We start from the raw sequence: 20,814 nt of genomic DNA on the forward strand, positions 1-20,814 counted from the left end.
CTTTCTACCTATTTGAAGGAAGCTTTGCACTCCTCGATTGCTTTCTGTAATGTCGTCTCCGTCTCTTCGTCGATTTCTTTCTTAGAGCGGATAGACTCCAGAATCTCCGGATATTTGGTCTCTACAAAATCAAAGAGTTCTGTTTCAAATCTCAAAATATCCTCTACCGGTACATCAAGCAAATATTTCTTGGTAGCTGCATAGATAATGACAACCTGCTTCTCCACTGCCATCGGCTTGTACTGTGGCTGCTTTAAGATTTCCTTAATGCGCGCGCCCTGTGCCAGCTGTTCCGTTGTTGCAGCATCCAGCTCGGAACCAAACTGCGCAAATGCAGCAAGCTCTCGATACTGAGCCAACTCTACACGGATTGGTGCAGCAATCTTTTTCATTGCCTTGATCTGTGCGGATCCACCTACACGGGATACGGACAGACCTGCATTGATTGCCGGACGGAATCCGGAGTTGAACATTTCTGTTTCAAGATAAATCTGACCATCTGTAATCGAAATAACATTGGTCGGGATGTATGCAGATACATCACCTGCCTGCGTCTCGATGATTGGAAGTGCAGTCAGTGATCCGCCGCCAAGCTTGTCAGACAGACGCGCTGCGCGCTCCAATAATCTTGAATGCAGATAGAAGACATCACCCGGATAAGCCTCACGTCCTGGTGGTCTCTTAAGCAATAAGGAAAGTGTACGATATGCGGTCGCATGCTTTGACAAATCGTCATAGATGACAAGCACATCCTCACCATTCTCCATCCATTCCTCACCGATTGCGCATCCTGCATATGGTGCAATATACTGAATCGGTGCAAGCTCAGATGCGGTTGCGGCTACAACCGTTGTATATGCCATCGCGCCATAGGATTCCAGTTCTTTTACAAGAGCTGCTACCGTTGAAGCTTTTTGTCCGATGGCAACATAAATACATTTTACGCCTTGTCCCTTTTGGTTGATGATGGTATCAATTGCAATTGCAGTCTTTCCGGTCTGACGGTCTCCGATGATCAACTCACGCTGACCACGGCCGATTGGAACCATTGAATCGATTGCCTTGATACCGGTTTGTAATGGTGTATCTACGGATTTTCTGGAGATAACACCACTTGCGACGCGTTCTACCGGACGGAACTTGTCGGTCTCGATTGGTCCTTTGCCGTCAATTGGCTGACCAAGTGCGTTTACGACGCGTCCGAGCATCGCATCTCCGACAGGCACTTCCACGACGCGTCCTGTCGTCTTAACAGTATCTCCCTCGTTGATATTGTGCTGGTTACCGAGCAATACGGCTCCGACATTATCTTCTTCAAGGTTCAATACCATTCCATAAACTTCCCCCGGGAACTCAAGAAGTTCACCTTGCATTGCATTTTCGAGTCCGTGTACACGAGCTACACCATCGGCAACCTGGATTACGGTACCCACTTCTGCAACTTCCAGCTGGGAAGCATATCGTTTGATCTGCTCTTTAATCACAGAGCTGATTTCTTCCGGCTTTAAATTCATGGAGTGTTTTCACCTACTTTCAATTGGATTTGTGATAATTCGCGGGTCAGATTGTAGAGTTTTGTCTTAACACTTGAGTCTACAATGCGATCTCCAATGCGAATGACCAAACCGCCGATCAATGCGGCATCTACGGAATAATGCATCTCGAATTGCACATACTCTGTCGTATCGAGGAGTTTTTGCTCAATCGACTGTTTCTGTGCATCTGAAAGCGCTACGGCCGACTGTACATAAGCCGTTCCGATTTTTTTATATTCTTTGACTCTGTCAATGAAATATGCAAATACGCTCTGCAATTCTTTTGCATGATCTTTTTCTACAATCAGTGTAATCAGACCAAGCAATTCTTTCGAAATGCGGTTCGAAAAAATGTCTTCTAAGACTTTCATTTTTTCTTCTTTTACGATTTGGGGATGGTTCAATAGCTGAGCCAGCTCCGGGTTCTCTTCGAGAATTCCGGAAAGTGCACGAACCTCTTCCAACATTGCATCTAAGCTTTGCTGCTCAAGGGCCAGCTCAAAGAGCGCATTCCCATAAGTGGTTGATACTAGCTTAGCCATGTTGATTCACCCATTTCTTTCAATGTCTCATCTACCAGCGTATCCTGAATATTTGTGTCGATGGATGCAGCAACTGCCTTTGCAGCCATGAGAGAAGCAATCTGTATCATCTCCTGCTTCATATCATCCATAGCATGTTTCTTCTCAAGTTCTGCCTCTTTGCGGGCATTTGCGATAATTCTGGCAGCTTCCTCCTTTGCCTCTTCCTCGATTTTCACCGCGGATTTCTTTGCCCTTGCGCGGGCTTCGGAAAGGATGACATCCACCTCTTTATCCACATTCTTGAGTTTTGTCTCATATTCTGCTTTTAATGCTGCGGCCTGTTCTTTATCCGCTGCGGCAGCATCAATGTCATTTTTGATTCGTTCTTCACGATCCTGCAAAAGCTTTCGTGCAGGATTGAACAAAAGATATGACATCAGCATGAATAAGAAGAATACAGCAACTGCAAGCAACAACGCATCAAAAAGTAGCTGAGGATCCAAATTAAATAAGAATGTTCCGTCTGCTAAAATTGCTAACAATTTCTATTCTCCTTTCGTTCGGTTTTTTGGCTCTTTGTAAGCTTTTAGTCAAGTGGATGAACGAAAAGTAACAGAAGAGCAACAACGAGTCCGTAAAGACCTGTGGTCTCGGCTACGGCCTGTCCAAGTAACATGGTTGACATAATCTGTCCCTGTGCGCCAGGGTTGCGTCCTACTGCAGAAGCACCATGTCCGGCTGCGATACCCTGTCCAACACCAGGTCCGATACCTGCGATAACTGCCAATCCAGCTCCGATTGCTGAGCAAGCTCTGATTAAATCACTTCCTGTAATGTCTAATAACATATTGTTTTCCTCCTTAAATAAAAAACTGTAGTTTACGCATCATTCTCAGATGTGCATGCCTGAGTGACATAAGTCATCGTTAACATACAGAATACATATGTCTGAATTGCTCCTGAGAACAAATCGAAATACACATGCAAAACTGCCGGCCATGCAAGTGCTATGAAGTGCAACAGCCCGTACACCAGTGCCATAATGACCGTTCCTGACAATACATTTGCAAACAAACGCAATGACAAGGAAATCGGTACCGCGATTTCACTGATGATATTGATTGGCGCCCAGATTGGAAGCCATGGCGGTAATGGTGAGCAGACATTCGTCCAGATTTCTTTCGCACTCTGGTGTTTCGCTTTGTTGACTCGAATCATCATAAATGTGATGATGGCAAGGGCAAGCGTTGTACCATAATCCGCTGTCGGCGGACGGAGTCCGAAAATACCGGAGATGTTACTCATCAGAATGAAGACAAATATCGTGCTGATATAGTTGACAAAACGCGGAGCCCATTTTCCCATGGTTCCCGATACCATTTTGCCAAGCAGTTCCACAATCAGCTCAACCACATTCTGAAATCCATGCGGAATCTCTTTTGCATGTTTGAGCTTGATATGTGCGACTACGCCAAATCCCAGAATCACGAGCATTACGATTGCGATACAGATATGACTGTTCGTAATATAAACTGTAGTTCCAAAGAAATTGACCGGTATCAACTCATGAATCATAAAGTCGATATTGTCTGCACTGAGTAAAATCGCTGAGTTCACATTGTCACCTCCTTTACCTCTTGTTTATTACTATTTTCATCATTCTTCAGGAAAGAAGCTTCTTTTCCTGTGAATTTGTATACCAGCTTTGCCAGCACGGGCACCAGATATGCAGCAACCTTCAACCCGAACAGACCTGCTACAGCCGTATATAAATTCCCGAATTCAAAATAGCCTAAAGCGAAAAAGAGGACGACGACCACCAGATACCGTAAAACGGATTTGATGATGAGCGTCTTCCTGCGACCATCTACAGTAACCGAATCATAGATCACTTTGGCGAGATTATACGCCATCCACATGGCTGTTACTGCCCCATACCAAAGGCCGATACTGTAGCCGAGTTTATCTTCGACAAACCACACTCCCACTAATTGAATAACGGAGGCATATAGCACAATTCCCAATTCCAAAAGTGGTAATGTGTCATTTAACTGTTTCATTTTGCTGAGCATAAATCACTCTTTCTTTTTGTCGTCCTTAAAATATTTCTTGGACATCTGATAAATGGAGTTCCCCCCCGCGATGGCTCCGATGAAAAAAAATGGAATCATAACCCACGATTGTCCCGTGCGCTTTCCAATCCACCAGCCAAGAAAAGACATAAGTCCTATGGGAACTAACATATTCAAACTAAACTGGAGAACCAATGCAAGTGTTTCCGCAACCTGATGCATCGGTTTTTTCTTTTGCATAGACTTCTCCTTTTATAACAATATATAGGAATATTATACCATTTGTTGAACCAATGTCCACCTGTTTTGGGTAAAATTGGTCAGTATTCACAACGCCGCAAACATGGATGGCGGCGGGTATAGAAAAGAGGGCCCATCCGGGCCCTCTGCATCATATATTTAGTCGGAGCTTGTACCCCGACTGAGTTAAAGCGTTATCAAAACCTCTCTTCCACTTGGCTCATACTGACGCATCAACACTCCCGCACTGCGAAGCATCAGTTTTGAGGTAATCACCGACATCGTTTCATGATATTTGTCTTCCGCATAAACAATCTCTTTAATCCCGGATTGAATAATCGCCTTTGCACACTCATTGCATGGAAAAAGTGTCACATAAATAACTGCGCCCTCCAGCGAACCGCCCCGATAGTTCAATATTGCATTCAACTCACTGTGCGTGCTGTAGTAATATTTATTATCATCGCCTTCGCGATCCCAACTAAAATCATCATCGGAGCAACCGATTGGAAATCCGTTATATCCCATAGACAAAATCTTATGGTCCTGGCTCACGATGCAGGCTCCGACCTGTGTATTCGGATCTTTTGAGCGCTTTGCTGACAGCATTGCCACTCCCATGAAATACTCGTCCCAGCTAATGTAATCTTCACGCTTCGCCACTTTCTTCCTCCTTTTCTTCCCATGGAATCTCATCATTGTTCAACATGTCAGCCAGCTTCTTAATACTTTTGCGCAAGCTTTCAAAACACAACCCATAGGTCTGTACCGTTCCACCATATGGATTTACAATATCCAGTTCCTCTCCGACCATGGATGGGAGCACTTGTATCTGCCATGGTTTCACATTTGGAAACATCTCAAACAAAGTTGCCTTTTGCCGCTCTTCCATTGCAAGCACCAATGTCCCTGCCGTGATTTCTTCTTCCACCAATTGTTGACTGCAAAAATCAGGCAACTCAATGCCATTGCTGATCAATACCGCTTCCGCTTTTTGATTCATCGGTTCCGGAAACTGTACAACCATGCCTCTTGCCATAATTTCGACCGGTTGCGTAAGGATCAAGTCTTTCATGATACCTACCGCCATTGGCTCCCTTGCAGTCCCTGATTTACTTACAAAAATAATTCTGTTGATTCCTGCCATATTCCCCTCATTCCGATACCCGGATTACCTCATGTCCGGCTGCCTTGAGCAGACGATTCATAATTGCCTGTCCCATTTTTGGTGTTGCAAAACTTTCAGAATATATTTCTTGCGCATTCAGCGAATCGCATGTCCGCAATATTCCGTACAGATGTCGTGCGATGGATTCTTCATCTTCTCGTTCTCCGATTGACAAAACAGTATCCGCTTCATAGCGAGATTTCGTCTCCTCGGTTGCAATGACGATGGTTCGCTTTCCTTCTATTCGATTACGACTCGTCCGACGGTTGATTTCTGCGATAACAGCCTCGGTCGCGCCTTCCACCAGCACGAGATTCCCCTTAGGCGCATAATGCTTATATTTCATGCCCGGTGCTTTCGGTTTGCGTGTATCATCTGCTGCAATGATTCCCGGATCAATAATGACTTCTTTGCCCAATACCTTTGAAAGCATCGCAGGTGTAATATAGCCCGGGCGAAGCACCATCGGCGTGTCTTCCGTCAAATCGATGATTGTCGATTCAATTCCGATTCCAACCGGACCGGCATCCAGAATCATTGCAATTTTGCCGGACAAATCCTCCCGGACATGTGCACCTTCTGTTGGGCTCGGGCGCCCTGAAGTGTTTGCAGAAGGAGCTGCAATCAGGCAGCCGCTTCGTTTTATCAACTCCAGTGCGACTGCATGATTTGGCATTCGAACTGCCACGGTATCCAGACCGCCTGTCGTTGCATATGGAACCTCATCACTCTTTTGTACAATCATCGTCAGCGGTCCCGGCCAGAATGCATCCGCAAGCTTCTTCGCATCTTCGGGAACCTGCTTGCCTACCCGAAGCAGATCGCTATATTCTGCAATATGCACGATGAGCGGATTGTCCGAAGGTCTTCCCTTGGCTGCATAAATTCGTGCAGACGCGGTGGGATCCAGTGCATTGCCTCCAAGACCATATACGGTTTCCGTCGGAAAAGCTACCAGTTCTCCTGCTGCAATCAAGTCTGCGGCGATTTGCATTGCTTCCTCATCCGGCTGACCTGCATCAACGGTAATATATTTTGTTTCTATTAATTTGTTTGTTTCACTCATAACCTTTATTTTAACAAATATCCTTTTTTTATACAACTATACTGCTTTTTTGCACAATCGGTACGGCAACTTATCTGTACAAAAATACACTGCTTATGGTTAGTTTATTCTAATTTGTGCTTATTTCAATACATTATAATTTATGATTGAAAATAGTACATTTTATGATAAGATAAAATCAAAGTTGCTTTGTGAAAAGGAGGATATCAATATGGCATATGTAATTTCTGATTCATGCGTTAGCTGTGGAACATGTGCAGGTGAGTGCCCAGTAGGTGCTATCTCTGCAGGTGATACCCAGTACAACATCGATGCTGATGCTTGCTTAGATTGCGGCACATGCGCAGGTGCTTGTCCTGTAGGAGCTATCAACCAGGGCTAATTATTGAAATTGTAAATGAACAATGAAAAGAAACCGCTGCAAATGCAGCGGTTTTTTTATTCGTTGGAAAATTGTTCTCGTTCAAGATTTGCAAACTGTGTGTATTGCGGCAACCATGCCAATTTGACGGTTCCAATCGGACCACTTCGCTGTTTTGCAATGATGATTTCGGAAATTCCACGGTCTTCCGAATCCGGATGATAATAATCATCACGGTAAATAAACATTACAATATCAGCATCCTGCTCGATGGCTCCCGATTCTCTCAAATCTGATAACATTGGTCTGTGATCCGGTCTCTGCTCTACTGCACGGGACAGCTGAGACAATGCAATCACAGGTACATTTAATTCTCTGGCGAGTGCTTTTAAACCTCGCGAAATTTCTGAGATCTCCTGCTGGCGCGATTCAGAGCTTTTGCCGCCGGAACCACTCATCAACTGCAGGTAGTCAATAATAACGATATCGAGTCCCTGATCCAGTTTGAATTTACGACATTTGCTGCGCAATTCGGTCAGCGTGATACCCGGTGTATCATCAATAATCAGCTTTGAATTGCCGATAATTCCTGCTCCTTCGACCAGCTTTTCCCAGTCGGCATCCGATACGGTACCATTACGCATAGCCTGCGCATCGACCTTTGATTCCATGGAGAGCATACGATTGACAAGCTGCTCCTTTGACATTTCCAGTGAGAATACTGCTGCCGCACGACCCTGATTAAAGCAGATATGCTTCGCCACATTCAATACAAATGCGGTTTTTCCCATTGCAGGACGCGCTGCAATCAGGATTAAATCTGACGGCTGTAATCCGGCAGTGCGATAATCCAGATCGGTAAATCCCGTCGGGATACCGGTTACCGCCCCGCTTTGCTGAGATGCTTTTTCAATCTTCTCAAGTACATTCATCGCAACCTTGCGAATCGGAACAGCATCTTCTGTCTGTCTCGTATTCAGGATTTTAAAAATATCTCGCTCTGTTTCTTCAAAAATATAATCAAGCGATTCCTTTCCGCCATAACAGTCATTCTCAATTCCGTCCATGATATCAATCAGACGTCGTTTAATTGCCATTTCTTTTACAATATTGGCGTAGTAGCGGATATTGGCTGAGGTAGGCACAGCTGTCACAAGGTCTCGGACGAATTCCATGGACTGCACGCTTTCCGGCACATCCTTTTCTTTCAGCTTGCTTTGCAAGGTGACCAGGTCAACCGGCTTTCCTTCGTTATACAGTTCCACCATAGATTCATAAACAACACCATATTGTTTATGATAAAAATCTTCTTTGATTAATATCTCAAGCGCTGTGCTGATGGCATCTTTATCCATAATCATGGATCCGATGACAGACTGCTCCGCTTCTATACTATTGGGTTTGATTCGTGTAAGTATGGTCTCATCCAAATTGGATTTCCCCCTATTCCGCTTCTATTTTTACGGCCAGCTCTGCAACCACTTCCGGATGAAGTTTCACTTTTACTTCATAGGTTCCGAGATTCTTGAGTGATTCAGCCAGCTTGATCTTTTTCTTGTCAATGGTGATGCCACTTTGTGCTTTCAATGCTTCTACGATTTCCTTGGATGAAACAGCACCAAAGCTCTTGCCGCCTTCACCGGTACGAATCTTTAATTGTACGGTAACTTCTTTTAATTTGTCTGCAAGCGCCTTTGCCTCTGCAAGGTTTTCTGCTGCCACTTTATCCGCATGCTGATTCTGCAATTTCAAGTCGTTCAGATTCTTGCCGTTTGCTTCTACCGCAAGCTTTTTGGTGAACAAAGCATTTCTGGCATATCCGTCGCTGACATTTACGATATCACCCTTCTTTCCAAGTGCTTTGACATCTTCTAACAATATTACTTTCATACTACAATATCTCCTTCTTCCAACATACTGTCGAGCGTTTGCATAATCACTTCTTTTGCCTGCTCAATCGTGTATCCTTCCAGTTGCGCACCTGCAACATTCATATGACCGCCGCCACCGAGTTTTTCCATGATAATCTGTACATTGATTTCGTCGATGGAGCGTGAGCTGACATAAATCCGCTCATTGTACTCTGTCAATACAAAGGATGCTTTGATTCCGACGATATTCAACAATTCATTTGCAGCCTGCGCACCGACAATCGTCGGGCTCTCAATCCCTTCGCCCGGACATACAGAGATTGCAAATGCTCCGCGGAATACTTCCGCGCGGCGCACTGCTTCTGCGCGTGCCTTATATGCATCCATATCATTTCGCATTTTCTTGCGGACACGGCTGACATCCACACCGCATCGCTTTAGATAAGCGGCAGCTTCAAAGGTTCGCACACCGGTCTTTTGCATAAAGTTATTGGTATCAATCAGGATACCGGAATAGATGCAATCCGCTTCCGCCGGTTCAATCTTCATATTGTCATCAAAATACTGCAATACTTCCGCTACCATTTCACATGCCGAAGAGGCATATGGCTCAATATAGGACAGCGTCGGGTTTTCAATTACTTCTGAATTCTGACGATGATGATCAAATACTACAACAGTATTGGCGCGTTTCAACAGTTCCGGACATTCTGTGTAGCTCGGACGGTTCGTATCCACCACCATAACCACAGAGTCATAGTTCAGTGCCTCGAGCGCCTCTTCGCTATTGATAAACATATCCTCCGGATAACCTGCTTCCGGCACAAAAGTCTCAAGCAATGGGCGAACCGAACTGGTCGGATTATTAATGACAATCTGTGCTTTCTTGCCGAGGAATTTTGCCGCACAATATACGCCGATTCCCGCACCGAGTGAATCGATATCAGTCAGGGAATGACCCATGATAATGACATTGTCCCTGGATTCGAGGATTTCGCGAAGTGCATGAGCCTTGACGCGGGCTTTGACACGCGTATTACGCTCAACCTCTTTGGCTTTTCCTCCATAATAGGTGATCTCTGCATCATTTTTGAGCACTGCCTGATCGCCGCCTCGTCCGAGCGCCAGATCAATGGCTGCACGTGCTGCATCATAATTTTCCGTATAGGTCTCACCGGACAGACCGATTCCGATACTCAGTGTGATTGGAACCTCATTTCCGATTTTGATTGCTTTGACATCTTCAAGGACTTTGAATTTATCCTCTTCGAGCTGTGCCAGGAACTTGTGGCGGAAAATAACAAAATATTTATCTCGCTCCACTTTGCGCACCAGACCGTCCACTTTTCCAAAGTACTGAGCCACACGCCGGTCTACCAGCGCCGTCAGGAAGGACTGCTTCACCGTCTCGATGGAACTCATTGTCTCTTCGTAGTTATCAATATATACCAGTGCCGATACAAGTTTCTGATCTTCATTCTCCTGCATATAATGGCGCAATTGCGTTTCATCAAACAGATAAATGGCAATCAGGAATTCTTCTGAATTCTCAATGCTCATCAGTGCACTATGATCTGCGACTGTATCAAAATAGATATGATTGGCTGCTACGCGGAAGTGCTTTTCTTCCGTATCCACATAAAAATCATGCGGAAATTCCGGTTTTTGCAGTACTTCTTTTGTCAGGCTTGAAAACAAAGATGTAATCGATTTGTGATATCCCTGATCCACGCCTGTCAATCCGCGAAATTCCTGATTCATCCACAGGATTTTACCATTGTAATCCAAAAGGGCATATGGAATCTCAAATTCATTGAGCAAATGCTTTTGTACTGTGGCATATCTGGTAGCAAAATTGATGACTTCGCTGGCCAGCTTTGGCTTAGCGTTCAAATAAAGAATCAATTCCGCACAAAAATATATCAGTGTAAAGCCTGTTGCTCCAACTCCCAGTCGCCAATCCAGTATATATGCCGGGACTGTCAGCAATACCAGAAATCCCGTCCAATACAGCGGCAACTGCATATATGCTCTTAAGTTTCCTTTCATACGAATTCTACTCTTCATACTTTCCCTCCGAGGAATTTCGATATACATTCCCCATTATAGCATTTTACTTTGTTCAAATAAAGCAGTTCCGCTGATTTTCAGTAACAATGACGATCGGAGAAAAAAGAAACGGCCGTGTAAATGCACGGCCGCTTCTTAGTGGTTTGGATTATGAATTTTCTTTCGCAACTTCTACCAGTGATTTGGCAAGTCCTGCCATTCCCTGGATTTCGGATGGAATGATAATCTTGGTTGCTTTTCCGTCTGCAGCCTTTGCAAATGCTTCGAGGCTCTTGATCTGAAGCACTGCAGAGTCCGGAGCAGCTTCCTTTAACATGCGAAGACCGTCTGCATTCGCCTGCTGAATCTTGAGGATTGCTTCTGCCTGTCCTTCTGCTTCCTTGACCGTTGCTTCTCTCTTTGCTTCTGCGCGAAGAATAGCTGCCTGCTTCTCTGCTTCTGCATCCAAAATGGCTGATTCCTTGTTACCTTCTGCCACAAGAATGGTGGATTTCTTTTCACCTTCTGCACGAAGGATGGCTTCACGGCGTTCACGCTCTGCCTTCATCTGTTTCTCCATCGCATCCTGGATGGCCTTTGGCGGAATGATATTCTTTAATTCGACACGGTTTACCTTGATTCCCCAAGGATCTGTTGCAACATCAAGTGTTGCACGCATCTTGGTATTGATGGTCTCACGGCTGGTCAGTGTCTCATCGAGTTCCAAATCACCGATGATATTTCGAAGCGTGGTTGCAGTCAGATTCTCGATTGCCATAATCGGATTCTCTACGCCGTATGCATAGAGCTTTGGATCGGTAATCTGGAAATATACGACGGTGTCAATCTGCATCGTAACATTATCCTTGGTAATTACCGGCTGCGGTGGGAAATCCACTACCTGTTCCTTTAAGTTCACACGACGTGCAATGCGGTCAATGAATGGCGCCTTGAAGTGCAAACCTACACTCCATGTGGTCAGATAACCTCCCAAACGCTCGATTACCATTGCATGTGCCTGTGGTACAATCTTGATGCAGCTGATAATAATCGCCAGTAAAATGATTAATACGACGATCAATGCAGTAATTGCCCCAAAATCTGTAACTGTTTCTAATTGCATGATGATACCTCCTCATATTTTTCTACAATGAGCTTTACGCCTTGTATTTGTGTTACTTTGACCAGTGTTCCTTCCGGAATCACGGTCTCATCTTTCGTCGACCGTAAGGTCCATTCTTTTCCATGAATCACACCCATGCCGGTCTCATTACGGTTGTCTATCTTCTCTTTCACAGCCAATACTTCTCCCACCAGCGAGTCCGCATTCGTCGGAAGTATTCTGCGATTGACATATTTGCGTGCCAAAGGACGCGTTGCCAGCAGTGTGATCAGTGATACCACAAAGAATACCACAATCTGCAGCCAGATCGGACCTGATACTGCTGCCACAATCAATGCAAACAATGCGCCAACCGCCAGCCAGATGGAAACCAGCCCGACTGTCAGCAGTTCCACTGCCGTGAATGCGATCAGCATAATCAGCCAGATTAGAATCGGTGTCATTCGAATTGTGATTTCCAGCATCATAGAAATCCCCCTCCTCTCTTTAAAAATCCTATCATTCTATGCTTATGCTTTCAAGGTTTTTTTAATAAGTCAATCCGTCAAGCTTTTCGCTCGATTCTTTGTCTTGCGTTTCCACAATCCGTATCACCAAATGGTTCGGCAGACAGGTAATCGGCATCAGCGATGTATGTACGAATCCCATGTGTTCGCAGAGATGGTCCGGACAGCTCGATTCCACAATCCCAATGCTCCCCCTGCGCACTTCGAGCACATTATATTCATCTTCGCCATATGCAATCCGTATTTGATACGGTTCCTTCACATTCGTCAAATCAATGGTCTGCAGCAATTCATCATCCCGATATACTTCGGCATAACAATCCACTGCATCCGCACGATATTCAAAATATAAAATCATCAAAATGCTTGCCACCGTAATCACGGCGATTACCGCAGCCAGCCCTATCACTCGCTTTTTCATCATGTTGTCATCATATCATACTTGACCTTTCCCAACAAACATTTCCATGCATTTTTCCATAAAATGTACGGTTTCGGAAAGAGTGGACAGATTTGAAAATTTGTGTTATTGTATGAAAGTTATCAGAAAAAATAATGAGGATAGAATATGGCAAGTACACAGAGAAGTAGAAAAAGCGATCAAAAGATGATTGTGCTTTCATTTATGGCAAATATTCCGACGGTGTTGACCGGATTTTTGATTGGAGCAGCGGTTGCTGTCAATTATGATAAGATTGATGTCATTCCAATGTTTACGCTGGCAGCATTTATTTTTTATACTGCAATGGTAATTATCTGGAGACTGGTAGGCTTCATGAGCCGCTATCGTTTCTTTATCAAATTATCCAACCAACTGTTGTATTGTGAAGCAATCTTTTTGATTGTTGTATATGCGTTTAACCTGTATGTAGATCATACGATGTTTCCGGTTGATCCGTTAATTTAATACGCTAAAAAAGTTATAAAAAATAAAGGTCTGAATCGACCTTTATTTTTTTTCGTCTTGTCAAGACCCCCACCTACGCTAACGCTTAGAGGTGGGGGATTTCTCCGACTGAGTTGAATTTTTCTTGTCTTCGTCTTCCGTGCGCTTCACCAACAGTCCCGCAAGTATGATTCCGACGCCTACGAGCAGCAGCAGAATCAATAACGGGATGACACGCGTGTCATGTGTTGCAGCGGCAACCGTAGTTATCATTTGCATCCGTATTTCTCCATCTGATCATCAATTTGTTTACGAAGCGGTTCAATCTGCGACAGCGTTCGCTTCATAACCATCGCATAAATCGGATAAGCCACCCCCAACAGAACAGCTCCAACCACACAGATGATGATTGCCTGGGTAAGCATAAAATCATGCCAGACTACCAGGCAGCCGATTCCCAGCCCGAGAATCAACGCGCCGCCGAGCGCTAGTACGATTGCCATTGCTTTTGACATCTTACGCACCTGTGTCTCCATTTTGTCTAATTGCTGTCGTTTTTCTGTCAGTTCTGTCGTTATTTCGTCGATATTCATCGTTATCTCCTTTTTTGTTCTTATTGCTTTTATTTTACGCATTTTTGCGGACTTGTTCAAGTGGGATTGAGTTCCCTTGCCATTCCTGATATAATGGCGGCAAATTAATTGCCTTTTATGAAGGAGGAAAATAGATGCATACTATGACCGACCGTATTTTGTTGAACAATCAGACTTCGATTCCGTGTCTGGGTTTTGGCACTTACAAGATTACGGATGCCAAAGAGGCATACCAAAGCGTTTATGACGCCTTGTCTATCGGATACCGCCATATTGATACTGCTGCCTTTTACGAAAATGAGGCTTCTGTCGGCGCTGCAATCCGTGATTTTATGGCTGATCATCAGGTTGCCCGGGAAGAAATCTTTGTCACCAGCAAAGTCTGGAAAACAGAATTCGGAAGAGAGCGGACGAAAAAAGCTTTTGCAAAGTCTATGGAGCTGCTCGGACTGGATTATCTGGATTTGTATCTAGTACATTGGCCATCTTCATTTGCCTTTGACGATGACTGGGAAAATACCAACCGCGATACATGGCGCGGTATGATAGACAATTACCGGTCCGGACGTGTCAAAGCAATCGGTGTATCAAATTTCCTGCCGCATCATCTGCATGCACTGATGGATATGGAAGTGATTCCTGCTGTGGATCAGATTGAGGTCAATCCGGGATTTTTGCAGGAAGAAACCCTCCTGTTTTGCAAAGAAAACAAGATTGTCGTGGAAGCGTGGAGCCCGCTTGGCAGAGGTCTTTCTCTGAAGCATCCGCTTTTGGAATCGCTTGCTCAAAAATATCGTCGAAGCGTTGCGCAAATCATTCTGCGCTGGGAACTGCAGCATGATATCATCCCGCTCCCAAAATCAGTCAATCCGTCTCGTATGAAAGAGAATGCGCAAGTTTTTGATTTTTCTCTTTCTTCCGAGGATATGGCAGCAATCGATGCGCTTGCGCCATACGGCAATTCCGGGCATTCTCCGGATCAGGTATAAAACTACATAAGAAAGCATGTTGCTTGCAACATGCTCGCGCCGAGCGCGGTTGCTGAAGGCAACATATTCCTATCGCGCGAGTGCGCATCCATAGCGGAGCGCTTTTTATGATATAGGAATTTCGGAGAAATTTCCTATATCATAAAGATAGGGCATGAAATCAATTGATTTCATGCCCTTTTTGTTTTTTACATGCTGGTATATCCACCGTCTACCGGTAAAATCACTCCGTTTACATATGTACTGCACGGTGCAGATAAGAAAATCGCAGCTGTGTCAAGCTCGCCTTCTTTTCCATATCTTGCCATCGGAATCATGGTCTTCGCATAATTCTGGAAATATTCGGAATCCAGTGTTTCTTTTGTCAGCGGGGTTTCGAAATATCCCGGACAAATTGCGTTGACTGTAATGCCTTTATCACCCCACTCTGCTGCAAGTGCGCGGGTCAGATTGACTACGCCGCCTTTGGCTGCATGATACGGAGATGCCGGTGCAATCTTGTTTCCGACCAGACCATACATTGATGCTATGTTGATAATGCGTCCATAGTTTGCCGGAATCATTGCTTTCTTTGCAACTGCGCGTGCCATTTTGAATGAACCGAACAAGTCGATATTCATCTCGTTTGCAAACTGCTCATCAGTGATATCTTCTGCCGGTGCTACAGCGCCGGTTCCTGCATTGTTTACCAGTATATCAATGCGTCCCATTTCCTTAAGGATGGTGTCGACCGCTGCTTCCACACGCTCCGTATCGGTAATATCACATGCGACTCCGATTGCTTTTACCCCATAAGTCTCACTGATTTCCTTTGCTACTTCATCAATCAGGTTCTGGCGTCGTGCAAGTGCTACGATATTTGCGCCCTGACTCGCAAGCGCTTTTGCCATTTGCACCCCTAATCCGGTTGATGCACCGGTTACAACAGCTACCTGACCTGTTAAATCAAAATACTGATTACCCATTTGAAAAAACCTCCAATCATTATGATAATTGTATTATATCATTTGTCAGACAACTTTAAAATACTTACAATAAATTCGTATTATTACCGCTTTCTCTTCTAATTACCAAACAGTTATTGCTTGCCATACTCCTCTGTGACAAACTTTTTGAATACCGGAATCGATCTCTTTACTTTTTCTGTGTCGATGCAATATGCCATTCTGAAATATCCCGGGCATCCGAAATTGTCTGCCGGCACCAGAATCAGGTCATAAGCTTTTGCCTTTTGGCAGAATGCAACTGCATCCTTCTCAAGCGCCTTCGGGAAAATGTAAAATGTGCCGGCCGGTTTTACAACCTCAAATCCCATATCGGTAAGTGCATCATAAAGCAGATTCATATTGGTTTCATATACCGACAGATCACTGGTCTCATCAAGACACTGCATGACTGCCAGCTGCGCGGTGGAAGATGGACAGTTGTGTCCGATGCCGCGGCTGATCTGCCCCATCATGACTGCCAGAATATCTGCATCTGTGCATTTTGGATTTATGGCCACATACCCGATTCGTTCTCCCGGAAGAGACAGACTCTTGGAAAAAGAATAACAGGTTATGGTATTGTCATAGAATCGTGCAGGATATGGTGCATCCGCACCTTCGAATATGATTTCACGATATGGTTCATCGGAAATCAAAAAGATATCATGTCCGAATTCCTGCTGTTTTTGCGATAGCATTGCAGACAGTTTTTCAATGGTTTGCGTATTGTATGCGACGCCGGACGGATTGTTTGGTGTATTGATCAGCACAGCCATGGTCTTTTCGTTGAGTGCCGCATTAAACGCGTCAAAATCAATCTGAAAGTCGTCCGTCTTTGGTGGTACTACGACCATCTTTGCTCCGGTTCTTCGAATATATTCCCGATATTCCGGAAAAAATGGAGCGAATACTATGATTTCATCTTCGGGCTTTGTCACAGCACGGAAGGCATGTGCCAATGCGCCGGCAGCGCCACTCGCCATAAAGATGTGTTTGCCCTCATAATTCATACCGAATCGACGGTTCAGACTCTGTGCGACGGCTTCCCTTACAGTCTCAATCCCCAGTGACGGACTGTATCCGTGTATGGTCATCGGATCTTCTTCCCGGTACATCCGGATTACGGTATCCGTATAATGCTGCGTGGTCGGTACACTTGGATTGCCCAGACTGTAGTCATAGACATTCTCATAGCCGATTTCTTTCCCACGCGCAGTTGCATATTCGCTCAGTTCGCGAATCACTGATTTTTGCGTTAACATCTGCTTGTACGATTCGTTGATCATTTCCCACTTTCCTTTCTAAGACTCATCCAAAAGCTGAATTTTGCCTCTTTTCAATACCAGTTGTTGATTTGTTTCCAGATATTTCAATACTCGGCTGACCACTTCCCTCGCGGTACCGAGATGGTTTGCAATGCGTTCATGCGTGATTGTCAGCTCTCTGCTCTCCTGTATCTGCGCTTCTTCTTTCAGATAGTTGAGAATCCTTTGGTCCATGCGATTCCACAAAATATCATTGAGCAATTGCAGAATCTGGTTCATTCGCCTTGCCATAATATCATTGACATAGTTGACAAATGCCGGATTATCCTGCAGTTTACGGTATTCCGCAATCGATATGACTTCTATCGTACTTTCAATTTCCGCTTCAATATAAATATCAAAGTTGATATTTTGGAATACGCAAGACGCGGAAAACAGACACAGTTCGCCTTCCTGCAAACGATACAATGTCACTTCCCGGCCTTCCGGCGACAGGATATATACACGCAGACAGCCTGAGTTGACAAAGAACAAACCTTCGCAGGCGTCCAGCGGAGAATGGAGTAATACGCCTTTTTCGTAGGTTCTTACCTCTATCGGGATATTTTCAATTTGATAATTGATCAATACTTTTTCAATCATTTATTATTCGCCTTCTATGATTGCCAGTGTCAGGATACCAATGATGACCAATGCCAGAAACAGATATTGCTTCCATGTCAGTTTTTCCTTCAAAAAGATGCGTGAGAATATCAGTGATACCACGCATACCGCAGAGATAATCGGTGCAGCGATTGCGCCGTTGCCGCTCATCGCAAATACATAGGTAAACTGTCCCGCAGTCTCGCATACTGCTGCCAGAACTTTGTCTCTTTGCTTTGGCAATTCAAATTTGACTTTTTTGATTTTCATGAAGATCAACAGCACCAGAGCGACCATGGCAAAAGTCAGCTCATAGGATGTGTTTGCAACCTGCTCGATGGTATCTTCATTGATATGCACCAGCGGACTGGTCTCCATCTCGAGGAAATAGATGTCGAGGAAGCTGCCGAGTGCATCGAGGATTGCGTAACAAAATGGCATTGCAAATGCGATGATTGCAAGCTTTTTGCCGATTTTCTTCTTTCGGTTGGTTGAACCTGTATTCTCGAGAAATCCCAATCCGAGGATTCCGACTACGATGATTAGAATTGCGGCAATCGAGCCTTTGGACAGACTCTCGCCGAGAAAGATCACGCACATCAGGGAACATAATGCACCTGATGTATTTTCAATCGGGTCTGAAATGGATTCTTCAATGAAGCGCATTCCAAAGAATGAAAATGCCATGGATATAATATAGCAAAGCGATACCGGTAAGTACCGAATCAGATTCATCGGATCATATCCGATATCCTGTGTGCACAATGTGAAGATGGCATGCAATCCCATTACTACACCGACGCAGACCGTAATTTTCAAATGTGCAAATTTTTCATCCGGCCTGGCGCCCTTCTTGTAAAACAATTCCGCCAATCCCCAAATGAGTGTTGTTGCTAATGTAAAAAATAACCACATGATGGTATTCCTTTCTGAAGGTTTCTGTTATTGTGTCAAATCCCCGTAGCATTCCGGTCTTCTGTCCCGGAACAGCCCCCAACTCATGCGATTTTCTCTGATCTCATCGAGATCGTATGTATGAATCAAAACCGTCTCGCTCTCGCGGTCCGCCTGCTCTGTCACTTCTCCTGTTTCGTCTGTCATAAAGGAACTGCCGTAGAAATTCAGGGACGACTCCTGTCCGCCGTTTTCCTTGCATGGCTTCACTTCCTCCAGACCAATTCTGTTTGCGGCTATCACCGGCATCAGATTACTTCCCGCATGTCCCTGCATGCAGCGTCTCCAGTGTGGCATACTGTCACATTCAATAATCGGCTCACTACCGATTGCAGTCGGATAAAACAGAACTTCCGCGCCCTGCACTGCCATTGCACGCGCGCACTCCGGAAACCATTGATCCCAGCAGATTCCCACTCCAATCGTGCCATATCTGGTTTCCCAGACACGAAATCCGGTGTTCCCCGGTGTAAAATAAAATTTTTCCTGATAAAAATGATCATCCGGAATATGTGTCTTGCGATAGACGCCTAAAAGGCTACCGTCCGCATCGATGACTGCAACACTGTTATAGAGGACATTGCCGTCTTTTTCATAAAAGCTGATTGGCATGACGATTGCAAGTTCTTTTGCAATTTTGCGGAAGTGCAAGACCGCATCATTGTGCTCAACCGGCTTTGCAAAATCATAATATTCGTATCTGCGCTCCTGGCAGAAATATTGCCGTTCGAACAGTTCCGGAAGCAGCACAATCTGTGCGCCCTCAGCAGCTGCCTGCCGCACAAGTGCCTCAGCATGTGCAATATTTTCTTCCACAACGGATGTGCAGCGCATCTGCACTGCTGCAATCGTTACATTTCTCATGATTTATTCTCCCTTCGGAATCGGAATCTGTTGCGTAATGCAATGAATATTTCCGCCACCTACAATAATTGCTCTCGCTTCTATCGGATAAATCTTGCGCGTCGGAAACAGAGCTTGCAGACATTCCACTGCGACCCTGTCATTTTCATCACCAAACTGCGGCACAATGATGCCGCCATTGGCGATATAAAAATTGACATAACTCGCTGCGAGCCGCTCTCCGGCTTCACGCATATCTTCGCCTTCTTCAAATACGAATCCGTCCAGCTCCTCCTGCGTGATGCAGACCGGATTCTTCGGAATCGGCAATTTATGAACGGTAATTGCACGACCTTTTGCATCCGTCTGCGCAAGCAATGCTTTTTCGCAGGCACGGCTCATCTCATATTGAGGATCGTTCGGATCATCGGTCCATGCCAGAACCACTTGTGCCGGACCCACGAAGGCACAGATATTATCCACATGTTCATTGGTTTCATCCTGATATATTCCGCATGGAATCCATACTACCTTTTGGGCACCGAGATAATCGCACAACTGTGCCTCGATTTGTTCTTTTGTCATCTGCGGATTTCGTCCTCTGCTGAGCAGACAGGCTTCTGTCGTCAGGATGGTTCCTTCCCCATCACTGTGAATGCTTCCGCCTTCCAATACAAAAGGATGCGCATCAAAACAATCCATCTGCAGAGCATCACAGATTTGTGCCGCGGCTGCATCATCCTTATCCCAGTGTGCATACAGCCCATCATATTCGCCACCCCAGGCATTAAATGCCCAGTCGATTCCGCATACTTCTCTGTCGTTCGTGATACAGGTCGGACCGACATCGCGCGCCCATGCATCATCAGTTTCAATGCAAAGGATATGGATCTTTTCATCATTGCAAAATACCTGCTGTACCTGATTGCGATGCTGCAGATCTGTCAGCATCCACACTTCTTCGGATTCCGCAATTGCGCGTGCAATCTGCGTAAATGCGGATTGTGCAGCCGTCGCCTGATGCGGCCATGATCCCGGTCTCACCGGCCAGATCATCACACAGCCTTTATGTTTCTCATATTCCGCAGGCATCCTGAATCCGTCTGCACGCGGTATCGTCTCTCGTTTCATTCACTGATTC

At 45.0% G+C, this 20,814-nt stretch carries 27 protein-coding genes; 3 read left to right on the forward strand and 24 right to left on the reverse strand.

Annotated elements, in window-relative coordinates; all coding sequences use genetic code 11:
• Positions 1-8: 8 nt before the first annotated feature.
• The 10 genes from atpA to CSX02_RS04895 form a co-directional block, all read right to left on the reverse strand.
• A complete protein-coding gene (gene atpA, locus CSX02_RS04850) occupies positions 9-1,514 on the reverse strand; it encodes a F0F1 ATP synthase subunit alpha (protein ID WP_099385832.1) in 1,506 nt (501 codons plus the stop codon).
• Positions 1,511-2,077 (reverse strand): ATP synthase F1 subunit delta, encoded by a 567-nt coding sequence (atpH, locus tag CSX02_RS04855; RefSeq protein ID WP_099385833.1) that lies wholly within the window; start codon positions 2,075-2,077, stop codon positions 1,511-1,513. Before atpH ends, atpA begins: the two co-directional genes overlap by 4 nt.
• Entirely contained in the window at positions 2,065-2,592 is a 528-nt protein-coding gene (gene atpF / locus CSX02_RS04860; RefSeq protein WP_031543948.1) for a F0F1 ATP synthase subunit B, read from the reverse strand. The genes atpH and atpF overlap by 13 nt, the downstream gene beginning before the upstream one ends.
• Positions 2,593-2,645: 53 nt before the next feature.
• Positions 2,646-2,906, reverse strand: coding sequence for an ATP synthase F0 subunit C (gene atpE, locus CSX02_RS04865; protein WP_031543949.1), 261 nt, complete (start codon positions 2,904-2,906; stop codon positions 2,646-2,648).
• Positions 2,907-2,938: 32 nt separating this feature from the next.
• Positions 2,939-3,676: a F0F1 ATP synthase subunit A gene (atpB, locus tag CSX02_RS04870; protein WP_031543950.1), complete on the reverse strand. Its 738-nt coding sequence runs from the start codon at positions 3,674-3,676 to the stop codon at positions 2,939-2,941.
• Complete coding sequence (locus CSX02_RS04875; RefSeq protein WP_034219290.1) at positions 3,673-4,119, reverse strand: hypothetical protein; 447 nt, start codon at positions 4,117-4,119, stop codon at positions 3,673-3,675. The genes atpB and CSX02_RS04875 overlap by 4 nt, the downstream gene beginning before the upstream one ends.
• 15 nt (positions 4,120-4,134) lie before the next feature.
• A complete protein-coding gene (locus CSX02_RS04880) occupies positions 4,135-4,371 on the reverse strand; it encodes an AtpZ/AtpI family protein (RefSeq protein ID WP_031543952.1) in 237 nt (78 codons plus the stop codon).
• A gap of 186 nt (positions 4,372-4,557) precedes the next feature.
• Positions 4,558-5,067, reverse strand: coding sequence for a deoxycytidylate deaminase (locus CSX02_RS04885; protein ID WP_099385834.1), 510 nt, complete (start codon positions 5,065-5,067; stop codon positions 4,558-4,560).
• Positions 5,021-5,518 carry an arsenate reductase/protein-tyrosine-phosphatase family protein gene (locus tag CSX02_RS04890; RefSeq protein WP_031543955.1) on the reverse strand — a complete coding sequence of 166 codons (498 nt, stop codon included), beginning with the start codon at positions 5,516-5,518 and terminating at the stop codon, positions 5,021-5,023. Before CSX02_RS04890 ends, CSX02_RS04885 begins: the two co-directional genes overlap by 47 nt.
• A 7-nt stretch (positions 5,519-5,525) precedes the next feature.
• Positions 5,526-6,584: an L-threonylcarbamoyladenylate synthase gene (locus CSX02_RS04895; RefSeq protein ID WP_099385854.1), complete on the reverse strand. Its 1,059-nt coding sequence runs from the start codon at positions 6,582-6,584 to the stop codon at positions 5,526-5,528.
• Positions 6,585-6,816: 232 nt separating this feature from the next.
• On the opposite strand from CSX02_RS04895, the gene CSX02_RS04900 reads away from it, so the two are divergent.
• Entirely contained in the window at positions 6,817-6,987 is a 171-nt protein-coding gene (locus CSX02_RS04900; protein ID WP_031543958.1) for a DUF362 domain-containing protein, read from the forward strand.
• Between the two features lie 56 nt (positions 6,988-7,043).
• On the opposite strand, the gene dnaB is transcribed toward CSX02_RS04900, so the two are convergent.
• The 6 genes from dnaB to CSX02_RS04930 all read right to left on the reverse strand — a co-directional run bounded on the left by dnaB (position 7,044) and on the right by CSX02_RS04930 (position 12,939).
• On the reverse strand, positions 7,044-8,396 hold the full coding sequence (gene dnaB, locus CSX02_RS04905) for a replicative DNA helicase (protein ID WP_031543959.1): 1,353 nt from the start codon (positions 8,394-8,396) through the stop codon (positions 7,044-7,046).
• A 13-nt stretch (positions 8,397-8,409) separates the two neighbouring features.
• Complete coding sequence (gene rplI, locus CSX02_RS04910; RefSeq protein WP_031543960.1) at positions 8,410-8,856, reverse strand: 50S ribosomal protein L9; 447 nt, start codon at positions 8,854-8,856, stop codon at positions 8,410-8,412.
• Positions 8,853-10,904: a DHH family phosphoesterase gene (locus CSX02_RS04915; RefSeq protein WP_099385835.1), complete on the reverse strand. Its 2,052-nt coding sequence runs from the start codon at positions 10,902-10,904 to the stop codon at positions 8,853-8,855. The genes rplI and CSX02_RS04915 overlap by 4 nt, the downstream gene beginning before the upstream one ends.
• A 151-nt stretch (positions 10,905-11,055) precedes the next feature.
• Positions 11,056-12,009, reverse strand: a complete 954-nt coding sequence (locus CSX02_RS04920) for an SPFH domain-containing protein (RefSeq protein ID WP_031543962.1) — start codon at positions 12,007-12,009, stop codon at positions 11,056-11,058.
• A complete protein-coding gene (locus CSX02_RS04925) occupies positions 12,000-12,476 on the reverse strand; it encodes an NfeD family protein (protein WP_051637933.1) in 477 nt (158 codons plus the stop codon). Before CSX02_RS04925 ends, CSX02_RS04920 begins: the two co-directional genes overlap by 10 nt.
• A 61-nt stretch (positions 12,477-12,537) precedes the next feature.
• Positions 12,538-12,939: a NusG domain II-containing protein gene (locus tag CSX02_RS04930; RefSeq protein ID WP_099385836.1), complete on the reverse strand. Its 402-nt coding sequence runs from the start codon at positions 12,937-12,939 to the stop codon at positions 12,538-12,540.
• A gap of 144 nt (positions 12,940-13,083) precedes the next feature.
• Here CSX02_RS04930 and CSX02_RS04935 point away from each other — a divergent pair, with 144 nt between their 5' ends.
• Entirely contained in the window at positions 13,084-13,422 is a 339-nt protein-coding gene (locus CSX02_RS04935; protein ID WP_031543966.1) for a hypothetical protein, read from the forward strand.
• A gap of 78 nt (positions 13,423-13,500) precedes the next feature.
• Here the strand turns inward: CSX02_RS04935 and CSX02_RS04940 are convergent, their stop codons facing one another.
• Together CSX02_RS04940 and CSX02_RS04945 are read right to left on the reverse strand one after the other, a co-directional pair.
• Positions 13,501-13,680 carry a hypothetical protein gene (locus CSX02_RS04940; protein ID WP_099385837.1) on the reverse strand — a complete coding sequence of 60 codons (180 nt, stop codon included), beginning with the start codon at positions 13,678-13,680 and terminating at the stop codon, positions 13,501-13,503.
• The gene (locus tag CSX02_RS04945; RefSeq protein WP_031543967.1) at positions 13,671-13,994 is read right to left on the reverse strand and encodes a hypothetical protein; all 324 of its coding nucleotides are present in this window, start codon (positions 13,992-13,994) and stop codon (positions 13,671-13,673) included. The genes CSX02_RS04940 and CSX02_RS04945 overlap by 10 nt, the downstream gene beginning before the upstream one ends.
• Before the next feature lie 134 nt (positions 13,995-14,128).
• On the opposite strand from CSX02_RS04945, the gene CSX02_RS04950 reads away from it, so the two are divergent.
• Positions 14,129-14,983, forward strand: coding sequence for an aldo/keto reductase (locus CSX02_RS04950; RefSeq protein ID WP_099385838.1), 855 nt, complete (start codon positions 14,129-14,131; stop codon positions 14,981-14,983).
• 188 nt (positions 14,984-15,171) lie between these two features.
• Here the strand turns inward: CSX02_RS04950 and CSX02_RS04955 are convergent, their stop codons facing one another.
• The 6 genes from CSX02_RS04955 to aguA all read right to left on the reverse strand — a co-directional run bounded on the left by CSX02_RS04955 (position 15,172) and on the right by aguA (position 20,804).
• Positions 15,172-15,948: an SDR family oxidoreductase gene (locus tag CSX02_RS04955; RefSeq protein ID WP_031543970.1), complete on the reverse strand. Its 777-nt coding sequence runs from the start codon at positions 15,946-15,948 to the stop codon at positions 15,172-15,174.
• A 113-nt stretch (positions 15,949-16,061) separates the two neighbouring features.
• Positions 16,062-17,255, reverse strand: coding sequence for a pyridoxal phosphate-dependent aminotransferase (locus CSX02_RS04960; RefSeq protein ID WP_099385839.1), 1,194 nt, complete (start codon positions 17,253-17,255; stop codon positions 16,062-16,064).
• Positions 17,256-17,270: 15 nt separating this feature from the next.
• On the reverse strand, positions 17,271-17,876 hold the full coding sequence (locus CSX02_RS04965; RefSeq protein WP_031543972.1) for a Crp/Fnr family transcriptional regulator: 606 nt from the start codon (positions 17,874-17,876) through the stop codon (positions 17,271-17,273).
• 3 nt (positions 17,877-17,879) lie between these two features.
• On the reverse strand, positions 17,880-18,791 hold the full coding sequence (locus CSX02_RS04970) for a DMT family transporter (protein ID WP_031543973.1): 912 nt from the start codon (positions 18,789-18,791) through the stop codon (positions 17,880-17,882).
• Between the two features lie 27 nt (positions 18,792-18,818).
• On the reverse strand, positions 18,819-19,694 hold the full coding sequence (gene aguB, locus CSX02_RS04975; RefSeq protein ID WP_099385840.1) for an N-carbamoylputrescine amidase: 876 nt from the start codon (positions 19,692-19,694) through the stop codon (positions 18,819-18,821).
• A gap of 3 nt (positions 19,695-19,697) precedes the next feature.
• On the reverse strand, positions 19,698-20,804 hold the full coding sequence (aguA, locus tag CSX02_RS04980; RefSeq protein WP_099385841.1) for an agmatine deiminase: 1,107 nt from the start codon (positions 20,802-20,804) through the stop codon (positions 19,698-19,700).
• Positions 20,805-20,814: the final 10 nt, after the last annotated feature.

The sequence above is a fragment of the Agathobacter ruminis genome, from assembly GCF_002735305.1.
GTDB lineage: Bacteria > Bacillota > Clostridia > Lachnospirales > Lachnospiraceae > Roseburia > Roseburia ruminis.

Excerpts from the sequence above, each read along its gene's own strand:
- CSX02_RS04930 (WP_099385836.1), bottom strand. The coding sequence starts at position 12,939 with ATGATGAAAAAGCGAGTGATAGGGCTGGCTGCGGTAATCGCCGTGATT.
- atpH (WP_099385833.1), bottom strand. The coding sequence starts at position 2,077 with ATGGCTAAGCTAGTATCAACCACTTATGGGAATGCGCTCTTTGAGCTG.
- CSX02_RS04885 (WP_099385834.1), bottom strand. The coding sequence starts at position 5,067 with ATGAGATTCCATGGGAAGAAAAGGAGGAAGAAAGTGGCGAAGCGTGAA.
- CSX02_RS04920 (WP_031543962.1), bottom strand. The coding sequence starts at position 12,009 with ATGCAATTAGAAACAGTTACAGATTTTGGGGCAATTACTGCATTGATC.
- CSX02_RS04880 (WP_031543952.1), bottom strand. The coding sequence starts at position 4,371 with ATGCAAAAGAAAAAACCGATGCATCAGGTTGCGGAAACACTTGCATTG.
- aguA (WP_099385841.1), bottom strand. The coding sequence starts at position 20,804 with ATGAAACGAGAGACGATACCGCGTGCAGACGGATTCAGGATGCCTGCG.
- CSX02_RS04875 (WP_034219290.1), bottom strand. The coding sequence starts at position 4,119 with ATGAAACAGTTAAATGACACATTACCACTTTTGGAATTGGGAATTGTG.
- CSX02_RS04945 (WP_031543967.1), bottom strand. The coding sequence starts at position 13,994 with ATGAATATCGACGAAATAACGACAGAACTGACAGAAAAACGACAGCAA.
- CSX02_RS04960 (WP_099385839.1), bottom strand. The coding sequence starts at position 17,255 with ATGATCAACGAATCGTACAAGCAGATGTTAACGCAAAAATCAGTGATT.
- atpA (WP_099385832.1), bottom strand. The coding sequence starts at position 1,514 with ATGAATTTAAAGCCGGAAGAAATCAGCTCTGTGATTAAAGAGCAGATC.
- CSX02_RS04890 (WP_031543955.1), bottom strand. The coding sequence starts at position 5,518 with ATGGCAGGAATCAACAGAATTATTTTTGTAAGTAAATCAGGGACTGCA.
- rplI (WP_031543960.1), bottom strand. The coding sequence starts at position 8,856 with ATGAAAGTAATATTGTTAGAAGATGTCAAAGCACTTGGAAAGAAGGGT.
- CSX02_RS04950 (WP_099385838.1), top strand. The coding sequence starts at position 14,129 with ATGCATACTATGACCGACCGTATTTTGTTGAACAATCAGACTTCGATT.
- CSX02_RS04915 (WP_099385835.1), bottom strand. The coding sequence starts at position 10,904 with ATGAAGAGTAGAATTCGTATGAAAGGAAACTTAAGAGCATATATGCAG.
- atpE (WP_031543949.1), bottom strand. The coding sequence starts at position 2,906 with ATGTTATTAGACATTACAGGAAGTGATTTAATCAGAGCTTGCTCAGCA.
- CSX02_RS04900 (WP_031543958.1), top strand. The coding sequence starts at position 6,817 with ATGGCATATGTAATTTCTGATTCATGCGTTAGCTGTGGAACATGTGCA.
- CSX02_RS04925 (WP_051637933.1), bottom strand. The coding sequence starts at position 12,476 with ATGATGCTGGAAATCACAATTCGAATGACACCGATTCTAATCTGGCTG.
- aguB (WP_099385840.1), bottom strand. The coding sequence starts at position 19,694 with ATGAGAAATGTAACGATTGCAGCAGTGCAGATGCGCTGCACATCCGTT.
- CSX02_RS04955 (WP_031543970.1), bottom strand. The coding sequence starts at position 15,948 with ATGGGTAATCAGTATTTTGATTTAACAGGTCAGGTAGCTGTTGTAACC.
- CSX02_RS04965 (WP_031543972.1), bottom strand. The coding sequence starts at position 17,876 with ATGATTGAAAAAGTATTGATCAATTATCAAATTGAAAATATCCCGATA.
- CSX02_RS04935 (WP_031543966.1), top strand. The coding sequence starts at position 13,084 with ATGGCAAGTACACAGAGAAGTAGAAAAAGCGATCAAAAGATGATTGTG.
- CSX02_RS04970 (WP_031543973.1), bottom strand. The coding sequence starts at position 18,791 with ATGTGGTTATTTTTTACATTAGCAACAACACTCATTTGGGGATTGGCG.
- CSX02_RS04940 (WP_099385837.1), bottom strand. The coding sequence starts at position 13,680 with ATGCAAATGATAACTACGGTTGCCGCTGCAACACATGACACGCGTGTC.